The organism is Streptomyces sp. NPDC006487 (genome assembly GCF_042870555.1).
In the GTDB taxonomy this organism is placed as follows: domain Bacteria; phylum Actinomycetota; class Actinomycetes; order Streptomycetales; family Streptomycetaceae; genus Streptomyces.
This window is the reverse complement of the sequence record NZ_JBIAHN010000002.1, coordinates 363,882-383,309: the sequence shown is the minus strand read 5'-3', so window position 1 is coordinate 383,309 and position 19,428 is coordinate 363,882. Positions and strand designations below refer to the sequence as shown.

Here is a 19,428-nt window from a genome sequence, read left to right as displayed (position 1 = left end):
GGGGGAGGGCCGGTCGGGGATGGCTGGCAGCATGTCACCCATGCCCTCCCCTCCCTTCGCGGGTTCCGAGCCCGCACCCGCCGAACCGGTCCGCCACCGGGACCACGGCATGTGGCTGGCCGGCTTCACCGGCCGGGTGCTCGTGGTCTGTCCGCGGTGCGGCGGCCGCGCGCTCGTCCTGCCTCGGCCCGGCCTCCCGGAACCGAAGTACTCCGGCGCCCTGCTCTTCCAGCCCCGTCGCCTCGCCTGCGGGGGGTGCGGTGCGGTCGCCGACTGGGCGGCGCGGGAGCGGGGCGCCGCCCTGGTCGGGGTTTCGGTCGGCGGCACCGAGGACCCCTTCTTCCGGCGTCCTCTCTGGCTGCAGACCCGTTGCGCGGGAAAGGTCCTGTGGGCCTACGACGAGGAGCACGTCGAAGCCCTCGCGTCCTACGTGGGCGCCCGGCTGCGCGAGCGGTACACCTCCCCGACGTTGTCGATGTTCGCCCGGCTGCCTGCCTGGATGAAGTCCGCGGCGCGCCGTGACGAGGTACTGGCCGGCCTGGAGACCCTGCGGGGTCTCTCCCGGCTCTCGGCCCCCGCCGACCGCTCCGACGCGGCCCACGAACGGGGCGACCGCCCGCGCCACCAGGGCAGCGTGCTGTTCCGCGGCGGCCCCTACCCGGACGGGGCCGGTGACGCGGGCGGGTGACACGGGCCGCGGCCGGGCGGGCGGCCTGGCGGGCGGCCGCGGAGGCACGCACCGGCCGAATGCGGTGCGCCGGGGGGACCCGAACGTGTGGCTGTGGGAGGGGATGCCGGGGTGAGGGGCCGGTATGCGGGTACCTCGCATCCGAAACCCCGTCGCAGGAGGAACCCATGCTCGGTACCGACTACCGCACCGGCTCGCCCAACTGGATCGACCTCGGGAGCCCCGACATCCCCCGGGCCGCGGCCTTCTACCGGGCCGTCTTCGGCTGGGAGTTCCACCTGCTCGGGCCCGAGACAGGCGGGTACGGGTTCTTCCAGGCGGACGGGAAGACCGTCGCCGCGGTCGGGCAGCTCGACCCGGGTGCCACCTCCGCGTGGACCGTGTACTTCCGGACCGACGACGCGGAGGCCACCACCCGTGGTGTGCGCGACGGCGGCGGCACCGTCCGCGTCGAGCCGATGGACGTCATGGGGGAGGGGTGGCTCGCGCAGTACACCGACCAGCAGGGCGCCGATTTCGCCGTCTGGAAGCCGGGCCGGACCCCGGGACTGGAGCTGACCTCCGCCGACAACGCGCTGTGCTGGGTCGAACTGCACGTGCCGGACCCGATGGCGGCGCTGTCCTTCTACGGAGCTCTCTTCGGGACGCGCTCCCGGGAGATGGAGGCGCCCGGGATGACCTACCAGGTGCTCAGCACCGCCGACGGGGACCAGGAGGACGGCTCCTTCGGCGGGGTGGCACCGCTGACGGAGGGGGAGACGGACGCGCGCTGGGTGCCGTACTTCGCGGTCGCGGACGTGGACGCCGTGGTGAGCACCGCACGGACCGCCGGCGGCACGGTGCTGATGCCGGGCGCCGACGTGCCCGACGTCGGGCGGATCGCCTGGCTGGCGGACCCGAGCGGGGCGGTCTTCGCCCTGCTCAAGGCCGCGCCGCCGGCGGAGTGACCACGAACCGGACGGTCAGCCGGTGAAGGCTTCGACGAGCGTCCATACGGCCAGCACGGCCATGCACAGGGCGCCGAAGCGCTGGACGGTCTTGAGGGGGACCCGCTTGGCGATGAACCGGCCCACGATCAGGGCGAGGGCGGAGACCGACATGAGGGCCGCGGCGGAACCGATGGCGGTGGGCAGCCAGCCGTTGGTGGCGGCGAGGTTGGCGGTGGTGATCTGCGTCAGGTCACCCCATTCGCCGATGAAGACGGCCATGAACGCCGTGGTGAACACGGGCCAGAAACCGGTGACGGCCTTGGCCGCCGAGTCCGCCTCGTCGTCGTCCGCGCCGGAGCGCATCATGACGACGGCGCCGAAGGCGAACAGGGCGGCGGAGGTGAGCTTGACGGCCGTGTTCGGCAGCATGCCGATCAGGCTTCCGGCGCCGACGGCGATGGCCACGTGCACGATGAACGCGGTGGAGGTGCCGAACCACACGTACAGGGGCCGCATCCGGGTGCCCATGGCCAGTGAGGCGAACATGGTCTTGTCGGGGAGCTCGGCGAGGAAGATCAGACCGAAGGCGGTGAAGATCGCCACGGGGTCGAGAGTCATTCCGGATGCTGCTTTCTGCTGGAGCCGGGCTCTGATGGCTCGGATCGGCACCCAGCAGGGGGGGCGACGGGAAGAACCACTCGGCCCGGCACGACGAAGCGGCCCACACGGTGATGTGGGACGGGTCATGCCTTGGCCGAAGGTCTCGTCCGCCCCGCGCGTGAAGCGCGGTGGCCCGGTGGCCGGGACCCGTCGGGGCGTCCAGTATGTCGACCAGCGGTTTTCGGGACTACTCCCCTTCGCTGCCGACAACTGTAACAGCGGCGACGGGTGCCCCGTGAGGGCCGGAGGTCCCGGGGCGGCTATCCGAAACGGACCGGGAGGTACTTGACCCCGTTGATGAAGTCCGAGCGCAGGCGGCGCACCTCCCCCGTGAGGGACACCTCCGGATGGCGGCGCAGGAGCTCCCGGACCAGGGCCTTGATCTGGGTGCGGGCGAGGCCGGCTCCCAGGCAGAAGTGGGGGCCGCCGCCACCGAAGGTGAGGTGCTCGTTCGGGGTGCGGCGGATGTCGAAGGCGAAGGGGTCGGCGAAGACCTCCTCGTCGCGGTTGGCGGAGGTGTAGTACGTGACCACCTTCTGCCCCTCGGCGACGGGCCGCCCGTGCAGGACGGTGTCACGGGTGGCGGTGCGCCGGAAGTTGTGGATCGAGCCGCCCCAGCGCAGGAACTCCTCCGTCGCGGTGGTCCACAGGGCCTCGTCCCCGGGGGCCGCGGCCAGTTCGGCACGCGCCGCGGGGTGGTCGATCAGGGCGATCAGGGCCGCGGAGAGCAGGTTGCGGGTGGTCTCGTTGCCCGCGACGCAGAGCAGGACGAAGAACATGTTGATCTCGTCCGGCGACAGCCGGTCCCCGTCGACCTCGGCGTGCACCAGCGTGGAGAGGATGTCCTCCCGGGGGCGGGCCCGCCGCTCGTCGGCCAGCGCGTCGCAGTAGGAGTAGATCTCGGCGGCCGCGAGATCGCTGTCGTGTTTGCCGGCCGAGAGCTCGGGGTCCTGGGAGCCGGCCATCCGGTTGCTCCACTCGAAGATCAGCCGTTCGTCCCCCTCGGGCACGCCCACCATCTCGCAGATCGTCTGGATCGGCAGCCACGCGGCGACCTCCGCGACGAAGTCCATGTCCCGGCCCGGGGTGACCGCCCGCTCCACCAGGGTGACCGCCCGCTCCTGGATCCGGGCCGCGAGCCTGCGTACGACCCGGGGGGTGAAACCCGCGCTGACCAGCGAGCGGTACCGGGAGTGGCGCGGGGCGTCCATGCCCAGCAGGACCAGGCGCAGGGTCTCCAGGGACTCGGGGTTCTGGTCACGGATCATGAACGAGCCGAGTTCGGTGGACCAGAGCTCGGGGTCGCGGCTGACGGCTTTGACGTCGGCGTGGCGGGTGACGGCGTAGAAGCCGGCGTGCGGGCCCGGCACCTCGTGCCAGTGGACCGGGTCCTCCCGGCGCAGCCGGGTGAAATGGGCGTGCGGGACCTCACGGGCCCAGGTGTCCTCAAGGAGGTCTATCTCGCCGGTGGGCAGCATGGGGCGGTTCCCTTCGTCGGACGGTCGGGGTGGCACGGATCGCGGTCGTACGGATCTGGTCGTACGGATCGGGGTGGCGTGGATCGGGGTGGCGCGGACCGGGGTGGCCGGATCGGATTCGTGCGGGTCAGCCGGCCCTGCCGAGTCCCAGGACGGCGCCGAGGGCGTCGACGACGAGCCCGTCGGGGACCGCTCCCGGCTCCAGGCGGTGCTGCATGGCGAGTCCCAGGAGGATGCCGAGCACGAGGGCCCCGGTCTCCTCCGGCGTACGGGTCAGGGGGGTGCCCGTGGCCTCGGCCCAGTCGGCCAGGCCCTCGCCGAGCTGGGCGCGGACCTCGGTGTACCGCTGGGCGAGCCGGTCTCCGATGAAGGGGCGGCCGCGTGCGGCGTGCAGCCACAGCTCCGTCTCCAACAGGAGCCAGGAGTCGCCGTGCTCGGGGTGCGGGCGGGTGAGGCTGCCCCACATCGCGGAGAAGTGGACGGCCGGGTCGGCCGGGTCGCCGGCCGCGATCTCGGCCGCGAGCTCCTCGCTCGTACGCTCCTTCCAGACCTCCAGGAGAGCCAGCAGCAGGCCCTCCTTCCCGCCGAAATGGCTGTACAGCGCGCCCGTGGTGCGCCCGGCCGCCTCGGCGACGGCTTCGGCGGAGACGGCGTGGAACCCCTTGCGGGCGAAGAGGCCGGCCGCCGCGTCGATGAGGCGGGCGCGGCTCTCGGACTTGCGCTGCGCCTGCGGGGTGCGATGCCCCCGCGGGGTGCGGCGCCGGGGCTCTTCTCGCGTGCGGGACGGCTCCACGGGGCCTCCGGGGCGCTGGTCGTAGGGCAATGCCGGGTCGGACCGGGTGCGCAGCACATCGGGTGAGCAGCCACACCAGTGCGCAGCCACCTCGCGTGGCGAGTTATATCGGGCCGCCGATATAAGTTGCGCCCTTCCTGACGAAGTGTCAAGCGGTACCGCAGGACCGCACGGGCCCCCGGTGGCACGCTGAAAGGGTGCGCGCCGCCCTGATGGAGCTCCGTACGGGCACCGGCCCCCTGCCGGCGGCCGCGCGGCGGGCCGTCCGGGTCACCCTCGCCGCCGGCATCGGCTTCTACGGGTTCCTGTACGGGCTGGACCGGCCCGTCGAGGCCACCTATGCGCTCTTCGCGGCCGTCGCGCTGGCCGGGCTCTCCCGGATCCCGGGCAGCGGACGCCTGCGGGCCCGGGTCGTCGCCCGGGTGCTCCCGGCCGCCTGTGCGCTGGTGGTCCTGGGCACCTGGCTGTCCGTGCGCACCTGGGCCGCCGTGGCGGGCATGCTGGTCATCGGCTTCTGCGTGGCCTTCTCCTCGGCGGCAGGACCCCGCCTGGCGGGCGCCGCGCCCGGGCTTCAGCTGCTGTACATCCTGCCCAGCTTCCCGCCGTACGCCCCCGACACCCTCGGCCAGCGGCTGACCGGCACCGTCGCCGGGGTCCTGCTGCTGATCCTCGCCGAGGCCACCGTGCTGCCCGACCCGGTCGTCCCCGGCTACCGCGACCTGGCCGCCGCGGCCGCGGCGGAGGCGGCCAGGTGCGCCGCCGTGCTGGAGCGGCCGCCCCACACCCTGCCCATGGCGGAGGTCGCCCGTGCCTCGGAGCGGGCGCAGGCCCTGCGGCCCTCCAAGGTCGGGGAGGCACAGCGGCCCGCGGGGCCCGGCGTACGCGAACGCGCGCTGGCCCACACCGGGCTGGCGGCCCGCACCCTGCTGGCCCGGCTCCGGTCCCTGCCCCCGCTGGAGCCCATCGCGCCGGACGGGACGGCCGGGCTGGAGCTCGTACGGGCCGTGCGCGAGTCGGCCGACGGGACGGCCGCGCTGCTCGGGGAGGGAGGCCCGCCCCCGACGAGCTCCACGCGGCTGCGGGACCTGCAGGTCTCCCTGGCCCGGTCCGCGGTGACCGGGCCAGGGCCCGGGTTCCGCAACGCCGCGCTGCTGGAGCTGGCGGACGCCGCGCTCGTGCTGCGGGGCGCGGCCGGGATAGCCGTACGGGGGCGCGCGGGGGCCACGGACGTGGTGGTGCCCGGGGCGGATCAGGTGTCCGGGCCGGCGGACCGGTTCTGGTACGCCTGGGAAGGGCCGGTGAGGCTCTGGTGGCGCCGGCTGGCCGGGAACGGCGGGCCCCGTTCCGTGCACTTCCAGAACGCCGTCCGGATCGGCGTGGCCCTCGCCGTCGCCCGTGCCGTCGCCGGACTGGATTCCCTGCCGCACGGCTTCTGGGCGATGCTCGCCGTCCTCAGCCTGACCGGCACCAACGCCGTGCAGACCCGGGCCACCGTCCGGCTGGCCCTGATCGGCACCTTGGTGGGCGCGGTCGCCGCGGGCGGGGTCCTCGCGCTGGCCGGGGAGGCGAGCACGGTGTACGCGATCGTGCTGCCGCCGCTGATGCTGTTCGCCTTCTGCGTCGGGCCCGTGCGCGGCGTGGGATGGGCCCAGGCCATGTTCACGCTGGTGGTGGCCATGGCCTTCGCCCAGCTCTCCCCGGTCACCTGGCAGCTGGCCGCGGTCAGGTTCCTGGACGTGCTGGTCGGCAGCGCGATCGGGATGGTGTGCGGGCTGCTGGCCTGGCCGCGCGGCGCCCACGACGAACTGGGGCGGGCCGTGGCCGAACTGCTGCACGCCGCGGCCGAGGACGTCCAGGCGGCCACGGCTGCCTTCGGGCGGGCCCGCGCGGTCGAGCCCGACCAGCGGGTGCGGCACGCGCTGGCCATGGCGGAGAGCGCGTACGCCCAGTACCAGACGGAGCGCCGGCATCCGGCCGCCGCCGCGGGCGAGGACTGGCAGGCGGCGATGATGACGGGCCACCACGTCCTGTGGGGCGGCCGCAGGCCCCCGGGCGCCCCGCCCGGCCCGCCCGAGGAAGCGGTGGTGCGGGAGTACGGGGCCTGGGTGGCGGCCGGACTGCGCCGCGCGGCAGCCGCCGCGGACCCCGTACACGCCACCGGGCCCGCGGATCCCGGTCCCGTCGGCCCCGCGCCTCGCCGGTCCGGCCCCGAGGGCGCCCCGCCGGTGTTCTACACCGCGATGGCCTGGCTCGACTCGCTGAGCGCGGACCTGAACCTGCTCGACCGCGGGGCCGGGGCGTCCGGGGCGTCCGGGCCCGGTCCCGCGGCCCCCGGTCGGGCCTGAGCGCGCGGTGGTGCGCCCGGAGCGGGGCTCTGCGATCGTGGAAGGCGGGACTCCGGCAGGCGGCGGCGGGGCTGTGGCGAGGAGCGGTGATGTCCGGATTGTTCGAGGCGAGCGTCGAGATCGACCGGCCCGTCGCCGAGGTGTTCGCGTACCTCGCGGACGGGCGCAACGACCCCGAGTTCAGCCCGCGCGTCCAGCGGATCACCCGGACCCCGGACGGCCCGACCGCCGTCGGGACGGTCTTCCGCAGCACGGTGAAGGACGCGGGGATGAAGACCGCCCGGGAGTTCCAGATCACCGAACTCGAGGCGCCGGGGCGGATCCGCTGGTCGGAGCTGAGCGAGAACCTGGTGACCGCCGAGGGCGGCTACGACCTGACGGAACTCCCCGGCGGCCGGACGCGGTTGCGGGTCTTCAACACCCTGACCGGACACGGGTTCGGCCGCCTCCTCGTCGGCTTCGCCCTGGGCGCCGCGCGCAAGGACGCCCCCGACTTCGGCCGCCGGATCAAGGCGGCGGCGGAGGCGTCCCCACGCTCTCGGTGAGACCGGGCCGGGTCACCGGGTCACCGGGTTTTCCGGCTCACCGGGCCACGGGGTTTCCGGTCAGAAGCGTCCGGGCAGGGACGGAATCGGCAGGGGCTTCGCGGGTGCCCCCTGCCGGTCCGCGCCCGGTGACGGCGCGCGGCAGGTGATGTCCGCGGCCGGCAGCCGTCCGGTGACCAGGTAGTCGGTGACCGGTGCGTTGGCGCAGGAGGAGGGGTCGGCCAGGTACACCCCGTGGCCCTCGGCGCCCAGTGCCAGCACCATCCGCGAACCCTTCAGCGCCCGGTGCAGGCCCTGACCGCTGGCCAGCGGGGTTTGCGAGTCCCACTCGTTCTGCACGGTCAGCACCCCGGCCCGCGCCTTCATCGGGGTCTGCGCCTCGAGCGGGCGCGGCCAGAAGGCGCACGGCTTGATGTTCGAGGCGAAGTCCCCGTAGAGCGGGTACGCGGCCTTGTCCCGGACCGCGTCACGCCGGTACCGCTGGGGATCGCGCGGCCAGGAGTCCGTGTCCCCGCACACCACGCTCCAGAAGACGGCGACGCCGTTGTCGGAGGCGGGTTCCGCCGCCCCGGACCGGCCGGCCAGGGCCCGCTTCATGTCGAAGTCCGGCCCCGAGGCGCCGGGAGTACGGGCCGGCTTCCCCTCGGCCGCCTCCTTGAGGGCCACCACCAGCGGGGTCACCTGCGCCGGGTAGAAGAACAGGCCGCGCGCCCCCCGGATGTCGTCACCGTTGATCTTCTGCCCCTCGAAGACGATCGGATCCCGGTCGGCGCGCGCCACCAGGTCCCAGAACGTCTTCGACACGGTCGCCGGGCTCTCGCCGAGGTGGTACTCGCCCGCGCGCTGCGCAGCCCACCGCGTCCACCGGGCGAAGGCCGGCTCGGCCTCCGTCGCCCAGGTCTGGAACATGCCCCGCCAGATCCGGTCCGGGTCCACGCCGCTGTCGAGCACGAAGCGGTCGGTCCGGCCGGGGAACATCTGCGTGTAGACCGCGCCGAGGTACGTCCCGTAGGAGTAGCCCAGGTAGGAGAGCTTCCGCTCGCCCAGCACGGCACGGATCGTGTCCATGTCGCGGGCGGTGTTGCGGGTGGTGATGTACGGGAGCACGGAGCCGGCCTTCTCCCGGCACTTCTCGGCGATGGTGCGCGCCCAGGCCACGTCGGAGGGGAAGGATCCCGGTCGGTACGGCCGGTCGATGCCCTGCTCGGAGTCTTCCAGCCCGCAGCTGATGGGGCTGCTGGCACCGACCCCGCGCGGATCGAAGCCGATGAGGTCGTACCGCTCGCTCACCTTCGCGGGCACCACCTCGCCCAGACTCAGCGGCAGGTCGAGCCCGCTCCCGCCCGGCCCGCCCGGATTCATCAGGAGGACCCCGTGGCGCTTCGCGGGGTTCGTGCTCTTCACCCGGGATATCGCCAGGTCGAGGGTGCGTCCCCGGGGTCGCCGGTAGTCGAGCGGCACCTTGATCGAGGCGCACTCGTACGAGGCCGGCTGCTCGGCGCTGCACCGGTGCCAGGCCGGCCTCTGCCGCAGGTATGCGGCATCGGCCTGGAGGGCGTCCGTGGACTGGTCGGTGTCGGCGGACAGGACGGAGTCGGTGGGCAGGGCGGAAGCCTGGGCGGCCGCGAGCAGCGGCACGGAGCTCGCGAGGAGCCCGGCGGCGGTCAGGAGGGATGCCAGTCGTTTCTTGCGCACGAGGGCCGTTCCTTTCGGGTGGGCGGTGGTCCGCACCCACCCTGGGTCACCGCACGGTCCGGGCGAATCCACCTGAGGGCCGGGGCCCTCTACTCCTCGCGAATGACCGGAAATCCGGACAACTGGCCGACGCGCCGGGGTTTTTGTCCTCACGTCAGGCATCAGGGGCACGGGTGTACGGCGGTCCGGCGCGGCACCGTAGCAGTCTTTCGGAGGGTCGCCCTGATGTTTGTCCAGTCCGGATGGGCCTTCGGTGGGGGAGCCCCGGCCGGCACTAGCGTCCCTTGGCACCCGGGGACCGGGGAGCGGAGTGCTCCGTTCGGCTCCCGGGCCGTCCCGGGAGCCAAGGAGGCACAGTGCTGTCAATCCGTCGGACGAACGTCGGTGGCATGTCGGTCGCTTCGCGTCACGTGATGGGCACGGGCATCGTCCTCGGCGCCCTCGCCCTCACGCTGATCGCGCTGCTGATACCGGTGCAGAGCTTCGGCGGCAGAACCGCCACGGCCGCCACGGCCGGGGCGAACGCGGTCACGGCTGCCCCCGTTCCCGCATCCGCCTCCCCCGATGACGACGGCGCCGGGGTGATGAACACGGCCTTCGGGCCGCTGACCCCTCAGGACCGCGAGTTCGTGCGCAAGGTCCGCCTCGCCGGACTGTGGGAACTGCCCGCGGGCCGGCAGGCCCAGGAGCGGGGGACCCGCCGATCGGTGCGGACGGCCGGCGAGCACCTCGTGGAGGGGCACACCGAACTGGACCGGAGGGTCCTGGAGGTGGGCCAGGCCCTCGGCATGGAACTGCCGGACCGGCCGTCCGGCCAGCAGCAGGCCTGGCTCGACCAGTTGGACCGGGCCCAAGGGGCCACGTACGAGCGGCTGTTCGTGCAGCTGCTGCGGCGGGCGCACGGAAAGGTGTTCACGCTCGTCGCCCAAGTGCGGGCGCAGACCCGCAACTCCGTGGTCCGCGAGCTCGCCACGGACGCCAACACCACGGTCCTGGACCACATCGCGGTGCTCGAAGCCAGCGGACTGGTCGATTTCGAAGGCCTCGCGGACAGCCCTGCCGTGGCCGCCCCGCCCACGGCCGCCCCTCCCACCGACACCCGACCGAGGAAGTGAAGTGATCACATGCGCGACAACGACTCCACGCAAGGCCCGGCACGCCGGGACAGGACAGGACACAAACGCAGGGCCCGTCCCCTGTACAAGGTGCTCGCCGCGGCATCCGCACTGGTCCTGGGAGGCGGCGGGGTGGTGATCGCCGGGCAGGTGGCCTCCGCGGGCCAGGACCCGGCTCGCCGGGCACCGGTGACGGCCACCATCGACTGCCCCGACGTGGGCGAGCGGCTGCGCGAGGTTCCCGATCAGGTGCGCGGCGAAGTGGACCGGGAACTAGCCGGTCTGGACACCCAGATCGCCGAGGCCTACCAGCGGCTCGCCACCGGCCGGGCGCAGGCGGACGCACTGCTGGGGGAGCTGAAGGGCCGGCGCGACGCGTCGATCGGCCGGGTCTCCGAGGCGATCGGACGGACCGCCGCCCGCCCCGACGGGCTGGCGGAGCTGAGCGCCTGCGCGATGCGGGAGGCGCCGGCCGCCGAGGAGGAGACCGCGCGGGGCGGCACGGAGGCCGTCCTGAAGGGAGGACCGGCCCGCGCCGACTTCGTCCCCATCGGCTCGGTGAAGCCGAACGTGCGGCGCCCGGCTCCCAAGTCCGGTGCCTCCAAAGGTTCCTTCTCCGTGGAATGCGGGCGCAACGACGAGCGCCACCTCAACCCCGACAACGTGATCGTCGCCCCCGGGGTGAGCAACGGCGCCCACCACATGCACGACTACGTCGGCAACCGGACCACGGACGCCTTCTCCACCAACAACAGCCTCGCCGCCTCCGGGACCACCTGCACGAACGGCGACCTGTCCACCTACTACTGGCCGGTGCTGAGGCTGCGCGACGGCAAGGCCGAGCAGGACGCGGGAGCCCCCGGCGGCGGCCAGGACGCCAACGTCGGCACGATCCTGCGCCCGAAGCAGGTGACCATCCAGTTCAAGGGAAGCCCCGTCTCCCGGGTCGCCGCCATGCCCCGCTTCCTGAGGATCATCACGGGCGACGCCAAGGCCTTCACCAACGGCCCGGCCAACGCCAACGCCTCGTGGAGCTGCACCGGCTTCGAGAACCGGCAATTGAAGGACAAGTACCCGATCTGCCCCAAGGGCACCGACGTGGTACGGACGTTCGCCTTCCAGAGCTGCTGGGACGGCAAGAACACCGACAGCGCCAACCACCGCACCCACGTGGCCTTCGCCGGGCGGGACGGGTCCTGCCCGGCGGGCTTCAAGGCCGTCCCGCAACTGGTGCAGCGGATCGTCTACGCGACGCCCCCCGGCGCGCGCTTCGCGGTGGACAGCTTCCCCGAGCAACTGCACAAGCCGGTCACCGACCACGGCGACTTCATCAACGTCATGCCGGACGAGCTGATGGCCCGGGCGGTGCGCTGCGTCAACGGCGGACGTGCCTGCCGCTGACCCGGCGAAAGGCGGTGCCGGCCCCGGAGCACGCTCCGGGGCCGGCACCGCCTCGTTCGTTCGTCCGCTCCACCCGCTCGGGCTTGCGCCTTCTAGAGGCCGTTGACGCGGGCGATGCGGCCGTCGCCCGGAGACGGGCGGAAGTCGGCGGCCACCACGCGCGCCCGGCGGCTGCCCCGGACCGGCCGCAGCCGGACCTGGGCCATCAACCGGCGGCTGCGCAGCGCCAGTTCCAGTTCGAATCGGGTACGAGGGTCCCTCAGACCGGGCCCGAAGAGCTTCTCCAGCTGGCGCATCCGGTAGCGGACCGTCTGCGGGTGCACGCTCAGCGCCTTGGCCGCCTCGGGAGCTCCACCGCCCTCCAGCCAGGCGAGCAGGGTCACTTCGAGCCGCTCGCTCTGGCGCGGGGTGAGGTCGGCCAGCGGCCGCAGCCAGCGTGCGGCGAGTGCGTGGGCCAGCGGCTCGTCCTGGAGCAGGAGCAGCGTCGAGAGGTGGTCGTCCACGAAGACGGTCCGGGCGTCCGGACCGGACCGGGCCTGCGCCGGGACCAGCGCGAGCAGGCGTACCGCCCAGCGCAGGGAGGATGCGGTGTCGCCGGGGGCCACCGGGTGGCCGACCACGGCGAGCCGGCCGCGCAGCACGCCCTCCAGGGCGGTACGGGCCTCGGGGTCGGGGGTCGGGACGAGCAGGCACGGCTGGCCCGCGACCATCCCGCCGAGGCAGTCGTCGAGGAGGGCCGCGAGCTGCTGGGTCTCGCCGGGCGATGCCAGGGCGACCGCGCGTACGGCGACGGGGAGCGGCCAGCCGGCCGGTCCGGCCAGTTCGGCCAGTTCGGTCCGGGCCGATTCGCGGTGCGGGGTGTCACCCGTGAGCAGGGCGAAGAGTTCGCGCCGGGCGTGCTCGCGCACCGAGCCGAACCGTTGTAAAGGGACGGCTTGGAGCGGTGGCAACTCCCCGCCGCGGAAAGCCGCGTGCGGGTGTGCCTGTGGGTGGGGCCGGGCGTGCTCGGTTTCGAAGGCCGCGGCCGGCGTGGTGGTGGGTCCGGGGCCGGACCGGGTCTGCGCGTGGGGGTCCGGCGGCTCCGGCGCGGGGGCCGGTTCGGCTCCGTCGGCCGCGCCGGTGTCCGTGTCGCCGCACCCGGCGCCGCCACCGCCCTCGCGGTAACCGAGGGCGGTGAGCAGTGCCCCCTCCATCCTCCGTCTGACCACCTCGTCGCCGAGGTCCTCGACGAGCGCCGAGAATCCGGGGACGGTCTCCCGCAGTTCCTCCACCATCCCCGCCGCCACCGTGGGCAGTTCCTTGCGCAGGACCCGGGTCCACTCGCCGCGCGGGCGGGACCAGATGCGGTTCAGAAGTTCGCACATTGTTACCTCGTTCAAGCCGGGGTATGGCCTGCCCCGTGGGACGGTGGCAAGCCCGCAGTCCCGCGGCATCGGCTCGATCGCCGTCGGGGAGGTGCGGCGGCGGATCAGGCGTCAACCCCGTCGCAACCGCACCACTGGAAGGGAATCTTCCGGGGATGTTCGATGCGATGGCTGTGCGAGGGCCAGAAATTATCACGTTTCGATAAATCCTGTGGAGGGCTTGCATACCTCCACGATGCTTCTGCACTCCGGCCCCCGCTCCCGGCCGGCCCGGTGGGCCAAGTGCCCATCTCCCGCCCGCCGAGGAGCGGTTGCGACGTCGACCCCCGGGCGCCGAGCGCGAGGTGGAAGTGCTCGGGTCCGGACGTATGGGAGACCACATGCCCTTGCTCCAGCCCCGCCCGCCCGGTCGTTCGCACCGGGCCCGCCGTACGAGAGGCCGTACCCGGCGCCACGCCGGAGCGCCGTCCGCGCCGGTCTCGGGCCCGGTGACCGGCCCGATGTCAGGCCCGGCATCCGCAGTCGTCTCCCCGGCGGCGTCGACGCCGGCGGTGCCCGGCGCCTCCGGCCGGCGGGCGGTGCGGCGCCCGCCGCTGCTGTCCGCGTCCGGGGGGCCGCACCCCGCGGCCCTGGGTGCGGCCGGCCTCGCGGCTCTGGCGGCCCTGCTCGTGGCGGCCCGCGCCGGCGCACTGACCCGCCTGTGGGACTTCCTCGACTACGGGGCCGGCGTGCTCTCGCTGGTCTCCCTCACCGGCGCCGTCCTGTGGGGACTGGCGGCCACCGACCGCAGGCTCCTCGCCTCCGGGCACCGGCTCGTCGCCCAGGCCGCGCACCGGGGCCTGGCCGTCGCCGGCCTCGGCTTCCTCCTCCTGCACGTGTGGATCAAGGTCGGGCGGTCCCGGACCGACGCCGCCGCCGTGGTCCTGCCCTTCGCGGACGGCCAGCGCCCGCTGCTCATCGGCCTCGGCAGCCTGGCCGGCTACGGATTCGTCGCCGTGGCCGTCTCCGGCGCCGTCCGCGGCGCCTTCGCCACCCGGGGGCGGTCGCTGTGGTGGCGCGCCCTGCACATGGCGGCGTACCCGGCTTGGGGTGCCTCACTGGTCCACGGGCTCAAGTCCGGTCGCGCCGCCAGTGCTTGGGTGACCGTGGGGTACGCCCTGTGCCTGATCGGCGTCGCCGGACTGCTGACGCTGCGGCTGCGCGCGAAGCTGCGTACGCTCGCCGCCGCGAGGCCGTCCGGCACCCCGGCCGCGCCGGCGGCGCCACCGGTGCAGTCCCCGCCGCACGCGCCGTCCGTACCGCCCCGGGTGCCCGGGCAGGCGCCGCCGCACCGGCCGGCGCCCTTCGTGCGCAGGCCGGCGGAGTGGGCGGCCGAGCTGCTGACCGCGCGCCTGACCCGGCAGCCGGGCGCCACGGTGTTCCCCACCCGCCCGGAACGGGCCGCGGATCCGTCAGCGGGCCCGCGCGTCTCGCCGTCCGGCTCGTCTTCGCCCGAGCCGCTCGACGGCGTACGGAGCGGGCGGTGAACGGCGGCTCCGGAACGCGTCCCGCCCTCGGCTGCGTGGGAGGGCCCCGGCTGCTGGCGGGACTCGACGCCGCCGAGCGGCTGGACCGGGCCGGTCATCTGGACGTGCACGGCGCGCTGCCGCGCTACCCCTCCGAAGAGCTCGTCGCACTCGCCGAGGGCATCGCCCTGGGCGGGCGCGGGGGAGCGGGCTTCCCCTTCGCCCGCAAGCTCCGGGCCGTCATCCGGTCCGCCAGAGGTCAAGAGGGCCGCAGCGCCGTGGTCGTCAACGGCACCGAAGGCGAGCCGAGTTGCCTGAAAGACGCCGCCCTGCTCCTCTATGTGCCGCACCTCGTGCTCGACGGCGCGCTGGTGGCCGCCGCCGCGCTCGGCGCCGAGGACGTGGTCGTCGGCGTCACCCGGCCCGACGTGGAGCGGTCCCTCACCGAAGCCGTCGCCGAACGGGGCCCGGCCGGGCGGCGCGTGCGCGTCGTCCGGCTCCCCGAACGCTTCGTCACGGGCGAGGGAAGCGCCCTCGTGAACGGCCTGGACGGCGGGCCCGCCGTACCCTCCGGGCACCGGACGAGGACCAGCGAACGGGGACTCGGCGGCCTGCCCACCCTGCTGTCCAACGCGGAGACGTACGCACAGCTCGCCGTCGCCGCCCGCCTCGGCGTGTCCGAGTACGGCACGGCCGGGCTGCCCGGCGAACCCGGCACGACCCTGCTGACCGTCGCCGGGACGACCGTCGTCGAGGTACCCCTGGGCACCTCCCTGGAGTACGTACTGGACCTGTGCGGCACCGTGCCCGGACAGGGGGTGCTGATCGGCGGCTTCCACGGTCGCTGGCTGGATCCGGGGGCGGCGCGCGAGGCGTTGATCTCCCGGAAGTCCCTGGCGGCCTACGACGCGGTACTGGGCGCGGGCGCGGTGCTGCCGCTGCCCGAGGACACCTGTCCGGCGGGCGAGGTGGCCCGGGTCGCGCGCTGGCTGGCAAGGGAGTCCGCGGGCCAGTGCGGTCCGTGCGTACGGGGCCTGCCCTCGCTCGCCGACGCCGTGGAACGGCTCGTGACCGGCGGGGGCGGGGCGGCCCTCGACGCGGTACAGGCCCGGATGCGGGGGGTGCGCGGCCGGGGAGCCTGCTCCCACCCGGACGGCACGTCCTCGTTCGTGGCCTCCGCGCTGGCCGTCTTCCCCGACGAGTTCCGTGACCACGCACTCGGCAGCGGCTGCGGACGCCGCGTGCTGGGCGCCCTGCCGCTGCCCGAGGACGAGAGCCCCGAACGGCTCGTCGTGGACTGGACGTTGTGCAAGGGCCACGGCCTCTGCGTGGACCTGCTCCCCGATGTGGTGCGGCTCGACGAGGACGGATATCCGGCACGCGGCGTCATGCCGGTCCCCGGCCCGCTGCGGCCCAAAGCACTGCGCGCGGTGCGCCGTTGCCCGGCGCTCGCGCTCCGCATCCAGGAATGAGTTCACGCTTTGGCGTGATCTGACAAATTCCCGCGCGATCGAATGCAGCGGTCTCCGCAGACCTTATGAATATCCCGACGGAAGCGCGCCGGATGGAAACCGAAGGAGAAAACCATGGGCAACAGGAACCGGGCGACCACGGCCGCCGCCGGATCGGTGCTGACGGTACTTCTGCTCGCGTCGGGATGCGGCAGCGACGAGGGAGCCGCCCGTACGGTGACCGTCCAGGCGGCGGGAGCCGAACGGGCGGTGGGCCACGGCGCAGGGGACGGCAAGGGCTACGGCGCGGACGCGGAGGCCGAGGCCGAGGCGGAGGCGGAGGCCGAGGAGGGTTCGGACGCGGCCGGCAGGCTGGAGGTCCGGGAGATCCCCGACGTGGGCAGCGTGGTCACGGACGCGGCCGGAGCAACGCTCTACCGGTTCGACAAGGACACCGCCCGGCCGCCCCGGTCGAACTGCGACGACGCCTGCGCCGCCCTCTGGCCCGCGGTCCCGGCGGACGGAGCCCAGGCCCCGGCGGGCATCGACGCCGGGCTGCTCGGTTCGGTCGAGCGGTCCGACGGCACCCGCCAGCTCACGCTCGCGGGGTGGCCCGTGTACCGGTACGCACAGGACACCCGGCCGGGCGAAGCGAAGGGCGAGGGCGTCGGAGGCACCTGGCACGCGCTGGCTGCGGACGGCGGCAAGGCGGCGGACGGCGGCAAGGCGGCGGACGCCGGCAAGACGCCGGATGCCGGTGAGGCGGACGCCGCCGGTAAGGAATCCGCTCCGCTCTCCGCCGTGGCCGACGCGAAACTCGGAAAACTCATGGTGGACGCCCAGGGGCGCACCCTCTACCGCTTCGGAAAGGACAGCGCCTGGCCGATGAAATTCGGCTGCCTCGACGCCTGCTTGGACACATGGAAACCCGCCGCCCCCGTGGAATCGGAAAAAGCCGTCGGAATTCCCGCAGGACTGGTCGGATCCGTGGAACGTCCCGACGGAACCCGTCAATTGACGATCGACTGCTGGCCGGTCTACCTCTTCACCGGAGACACCGCACCGGGCCAGACCAACGGACACGGCGTACAGGGCCTCTGGTTCGCGGTGGACGACGCGGGCGAGAAGATCGCGGCGGCGGGCTGACCGGCCGTGCCCGGCCGGAAAGACGGGGCGCCCCGCGCGCCCCGCGCCATCGCCCTGCTCGCAGCCCTCCTCTGCGCGGCCTGCGTGGCCTGCACGGCAGGCGCGGGCCACGCAGGCGGAGGGAGGGCGGCGTCCCCGCCCCCCGCTCCCGAGCCGCTGGACCGGATCGCGGCCGCCCTGGGGTGCGTCCCCGAGGTGACGGTCGACGCGCAGGAGGTGCGCGAGGGCGCCTGCTCGGTGGAGGGGCAAGCCTTCCGGGTGGCCACCTTCGGCACGGCCCAGGGCCGGGCCGCATGGCTGTCGGAGTCCCGGCAGTACGGTGGCACGTACCTCGTCGGAGAACGCTGGATCATCACGGCGCCCTCGGCGGACGCCCTCACCCGGGCCCGGAGCCGCCTCGGCGGAACCCTGGACTCGGCGCCCGGACACACCCATGGCGCCCACCCCTCGGTGATCCCGACGGGCACGGGGGCGCGACGCGCCGCCGACGCCTGAGAGCACGGATGCCGCACCGAGGGTACGTACGGTCGGAGCAGCCGTCCCCGGCGGTCACCTCCACCCGGCAGCACCGGCCTCGCGCACCCGTCCACCGCCCCCGCGTCCCACCCCGTACGCGCGAGCCTCCCCCGCCCCGCCCGTCGTTGAGCGGAGACTCACAGATGGCACAGCCCACCCCCCTCGCCCTCAAGCCCGGCACGGCCTGGGCCGATGCCTGGCGGCGCGCCCTCGCCGCGGCCCCGGAGGCCTTCCGCGAGGACCGCGTCCTGAACCTCTGGGCCGGCGACTGGCAGGGCGACGGGCACGCGCTGCCCGCCACCAGCCCCGTGGACGGCAGCCCGATCGCGGGCCCGCCCCGGCTCGACGCGGACACCGCGACCAAGGCGGTACGGGCCGCCCTCGACCAGCACCGCACCTGGCGGCAGGTTCCGCCGGCGGAGCGCCGGGCCCGCGTGAGCGCCGCCCTCGACGCCCTCACCGAACACCGCGACCTGCTCGCCCTGCTCCTGGTGTGGGAGATCGGCAAGCCCTGGCGGTTGGCGTGCGCGGACGTGGACCGGGCCGTCGAGGGCGTGCGCTGGTACGTGGAGCACATCGACACGATGCTGGAGGGCCGGACCCCCCTCGACGGCCCGGTGTCCAACATCGCCAGCTGGAACTACCCCATGTCCGTCCTGGTCCACGCGATGCTGGTGCAGGCCCTCGCGGGCAACGCCGTCATCGCCAAGACACCCACCGACGGCGGCCTGGCCTGCCTCACCCTCGCCTGTGCGCTCATCCACCGCGAGAACATCCCGGTGACCCTGCTCAGCGGGAGCGGCGGCGAACTCTCCGAGGCACTCGTCCGCTCCCCGGAGATCGGCTGCGTCTCCTTCGTCGGCGGTCGCGACACGGGCGCCCGCATCGCCACTGCCCTCACCGACCTCGGCAAACGCCACATCCTCGAACAGGAGGGCCTCAACACCTGGGGCATCTGGGACCACACCGACTGGACGGCCCTGGGCGCCGCCATCCCGAAACTCTTCGACTACGGCAAGCAGCGCTGCACCGCCTACCCCCGGTTCGTCGTCCAGCGCACCGCCTTCGACGCCTTCCTCGCCGCCTACCTCCCCGCCGTCTCCGCCGTCCGCACCGGACACCCCCTCGCCGTCGCGCACCCCGAAGACCCGCTGCCCGAGCTCGACTTCGGCCCCCTCATCAACACCGCCAAGGCCGCGGAGCTCACCGAGCACGCCGCGCAGGCCGTCGACCGCGGCGCCGTCCCCCTCTTCCGCGGCACGCTGGACCCGGGCCGCTTCCTGCCCGGCCAGGACACCTCCGCCTACGTTGCCCCGCTGGCCCTCCTCAGCCCGCCGGCCTCCTCGCCGCTCTACCACGCGGAGCCCTTCGGCCCGGTCGACACGATCGTGCTCGTCGATACCGAGGCCGAGCTGCTGGCGGCGATGAACGCCTCCAACGGGGCCCTGGTCGCCACCCTCTCCACCGACGACCCGGCCACCTTCGGCCGCCTCGCACCCCAGATCCGCGCCTTCAAGATCGGCCACGGTACGCCCCGCTCGCGAGGGGACCGGGAGGAGCTCTTCGGCGGGTCGGCGCCTCCTGGCGGGGCGCCTTCGTCGGCGGCGAGCTCCTGGTCCGGGCCGTCACCCACGGACCTGCCGGCGAACGGCTCCCGGGCAACTTCCCGGAGTACCAGCTCATGCCCTGAGGAGGCGCCGAGGAGGCGCTGCGCCGGAGCCCGGGCGCTCTGATTACAGTGAGATCACCGCCGTGCCGTGCGGAACGCCAAGGGGGCGGACCGCCGCGGCCCGGCAA

Annotated in this window: 15 protein-coding genes and 1 pseudogene; 11 read left to right on the top strand and 5 right to left on the bottom strand. The window is 74.1% G+C overall.

Annotated elements, in window-relative coordinates; genetic code table 11:
- Window positions 1-40: 40 nt before the first annotated feature.
- Entirely contained in the window at window positions 41-688 is a 648-nt protein-coding gene (locus ACFYM0_RS04515; RefSeq protein WP_388496397.1) for a hypothetical protein, read from the top strand.
- Between the two features lie 167 nt (window positions 689-855).
- Window positions 856-1,635, top strand: coding sequence for a VOC family protein (locus ACFYM0_RS04510; protein WP_388496395.1), 780 nt, complete (start codon window positions 856-858; stop codon window positions 1,633-1,635).
- A 15-nt stretch (window positions 1,636-1,650) separates the two neighbouring features.
- On the opposite strand, the gene ACFYM0_RS04505 is transcribed toward ACFYM0_RS04510, so the two are convergent.
- From ACFYM0_RS04505 to ACFYM0_RS04495, 3 genes are all read right to left on the bottom strand, one after another.
- Window positions 1,651-2,235, bottom strand: a complete 585-nt coding sequence (locus ACFYM0_RS04505; protein WP_388496394.1) for a TMEM165/GDT1 family protein — start codon at window positions 2,233-2,235, stop codon at window positions 1,651-1,653.
- A 302-nt stretch (window positions 2,236-2,537) separates the two neighbouring features.
- Window positions 2,538-3,755: a cytochrome P450 gene (locus ACFYM0_RS04500; protein ID WP_388496392.1), complete on the bottom strand. Its 1,218-nt coding sequence runs from the start codon at window positions 3,753-3,755 to the stop codon at window positions 2,538-2,540.
- A gap of 127 nt (window positions 3,756-3,882) precedes the next feature.
- Window positions 3,883-4,548 carry a TetR/AcrR family transcriptional regulator gene (locus ACFYM0_RS04495; protein WP_388496391.1) on the bottom strand — a complete coding sequence of 222 codons (666 nt, stop codon included), beginning with the start codon at window positions 4,546-4,548 and terminating at the stop codon, window positions 3,883-3,885.
- A gap of 197 nt (window positions 4,549-4,745) precedes the next feature.
- Between ACFYM0_RS04495 and ACFYM0_RS04490 the strand changes: the two genes are divergently transcribed.
- Window positions 4,746-6,893, top strand: coding sequence for an FUSC family protein (locus ACFYM0_RS04490; protein ID WP_388496389.1), 2,148 nt, complete (start codon window positions 4,746-4,748; stop codon window positions 6,891-6,893).
- An 89-nt stretch (window positions 6,894-6,982) separates the two neighbouring features.
- Window positions 6,983-7,438, top strand: a complete 456-nt coding sequence (locus tag ACFYM0_RS04485) for an SRPBCC family protein (protein WP_388496387.1) — start codon at window positions 6,983-6,985, stop codon at window positions 7,436-7,438.
- A gap of 60 nt (window positions 7,439-7,498) precedes the next feature.
- Here ACFYM0_RS04485 and ACFYM0_RS04480 read toward each other — a convergent pair whose 3' ends face one another.
- Window positions 7,499-9,133, bottom strand: coding sequence for an alpha/beta hydrolase (locus ACFYM0_RS04480; protein ID WP_388496385.1), 1,635 nt, complete (start codon window positions 9,131-9,133; stop codon window positions 7,499-7,501).
- A gap of 389 nt (window positions 9,134-9,522) precedes the next feature.
- On the opposite strand from ACFYM0_RS04480, the gene ACFYM0_RS04475 reads away from it, so the two are divergent.
- Window positions 9,523-10,248 carry a DUF4142 domain-containing protein gene (locus ACFYM0_RS04475; RefSeq protein WP_388496384.1) on the top strand — a complete coding sequence of 242 codons (726 nt, stop codon included), beginning with the start codon at window positions 9,523-9,525 and terminating at the stop codon, window positions 10,246-10,248.
- 9 nt (window positions 10,249-10,257) lie between these two features.
- Window positions 10,258-11,649: a DUF1996 domain-containing protein gene (locus ACFYM0_RS04470; RefSeq protein ID WP_388496382.1), complete on the top strand. Its 1,392-nt coding sequence runs from the start codon at window positions 10,258-10,260 to the stop codon at window positions 11,647-11,649.
- A gap of 92 nt (window positions 11,650-11,741) precedes the next feature.
- Here the strand turns inward: ACFYM0_RS04470 and ACFYM0_RS04465 are convergent, their stop codons facing one another.
- The gene (locus ACFYM0_RS04465) at window positions 11,742-13,013 is read right to left on the bottom strand and encodes a PucR family transcriptional regulator (protein WP_388496380.1); all 1,272 of its coding nucleotides are present in this window, start codon (window positions 13,011-13,013) and stop codon (window positions 11,742-11,744) included.
- 500 nt (window positions 13,014-13,513) lie between these two features.
- On the opposite strand from ACFYM0_RS04465, the gene ACFYM0_RS04460 reads away from it, so the two are divergent.
- The 5 genes and pseudogenes from ACFYM0_RS04460 to ACFYM0_RS04440 all read left to right on the top strand — a co-directional run bounded on the left by ACFYM0_RS04460 (window position 13,514) and on the right by ACFYM0_RS04440 (window position 19,321).
- The gene (locus ACFYM0_RS04460; RefSeq protein WP_388496379.1) at window positions 13,514-14,539 is read left to right on the top strand and encodes a hypothetical protein; all 1,026 of its coding nucleotides are present in this window, start codon (window positions 13,514-13,516) and stop codon (window positions 14,537-14,539) included.
- Window positions 14,536-15,990 carry an NADH-ubiquinone oxidoreductase-F iron-sulfur binding region domain-containing protein gene (locus tag ACFYM0_RS04455; protein ID WP_388496378.1) on the top strand — a complete coding sequence of 485 codons (1,455 nt, stop codon included), beginning with the start codon at window positions 14,536-14,538 and terminating at the stop codon, window positions 15,988-15,990. The genes ACFYM0_RS04460 and ACFYM0_RS04455 overlap by 4 nt, the downstream gene beginning before the upstream one ends.
- A 114-nt stretch (window positions 15,991-16,104) precedes the next feature.
- On the top strand, window positions 16,105-17,115 hold the full coding sequence (locus tag ACFYM0_RS04450) for an SCO0930 family lipoprotein (protein WP_388496376.1): 1,011 nt from the start codon (window positions 16,105-16,107) through the stop codon (window positions 17,113-17,115).
- A 6-nt stretch (window positions 17,116-17,121) separates the two neighbouring features.
- Entirely contained in the window at window positions 17,122-17,610 is a 489-nt protein-coding gene (locus tag ACFYM0_RS04445) for a hypothetical protein (RefSeq protein WP_388496375.1), read from the top strand.
- 164 nt (window positions 17,611-17,774) lie between these two features.
- Window positions 17,775-19,321: pseudogene (locus ACFYM0_RS04440) on the top strand (aldehyde dehydrogenase family protein).
- Window positions 19,322-19,428: the final 107 nt, after the last annotated feature.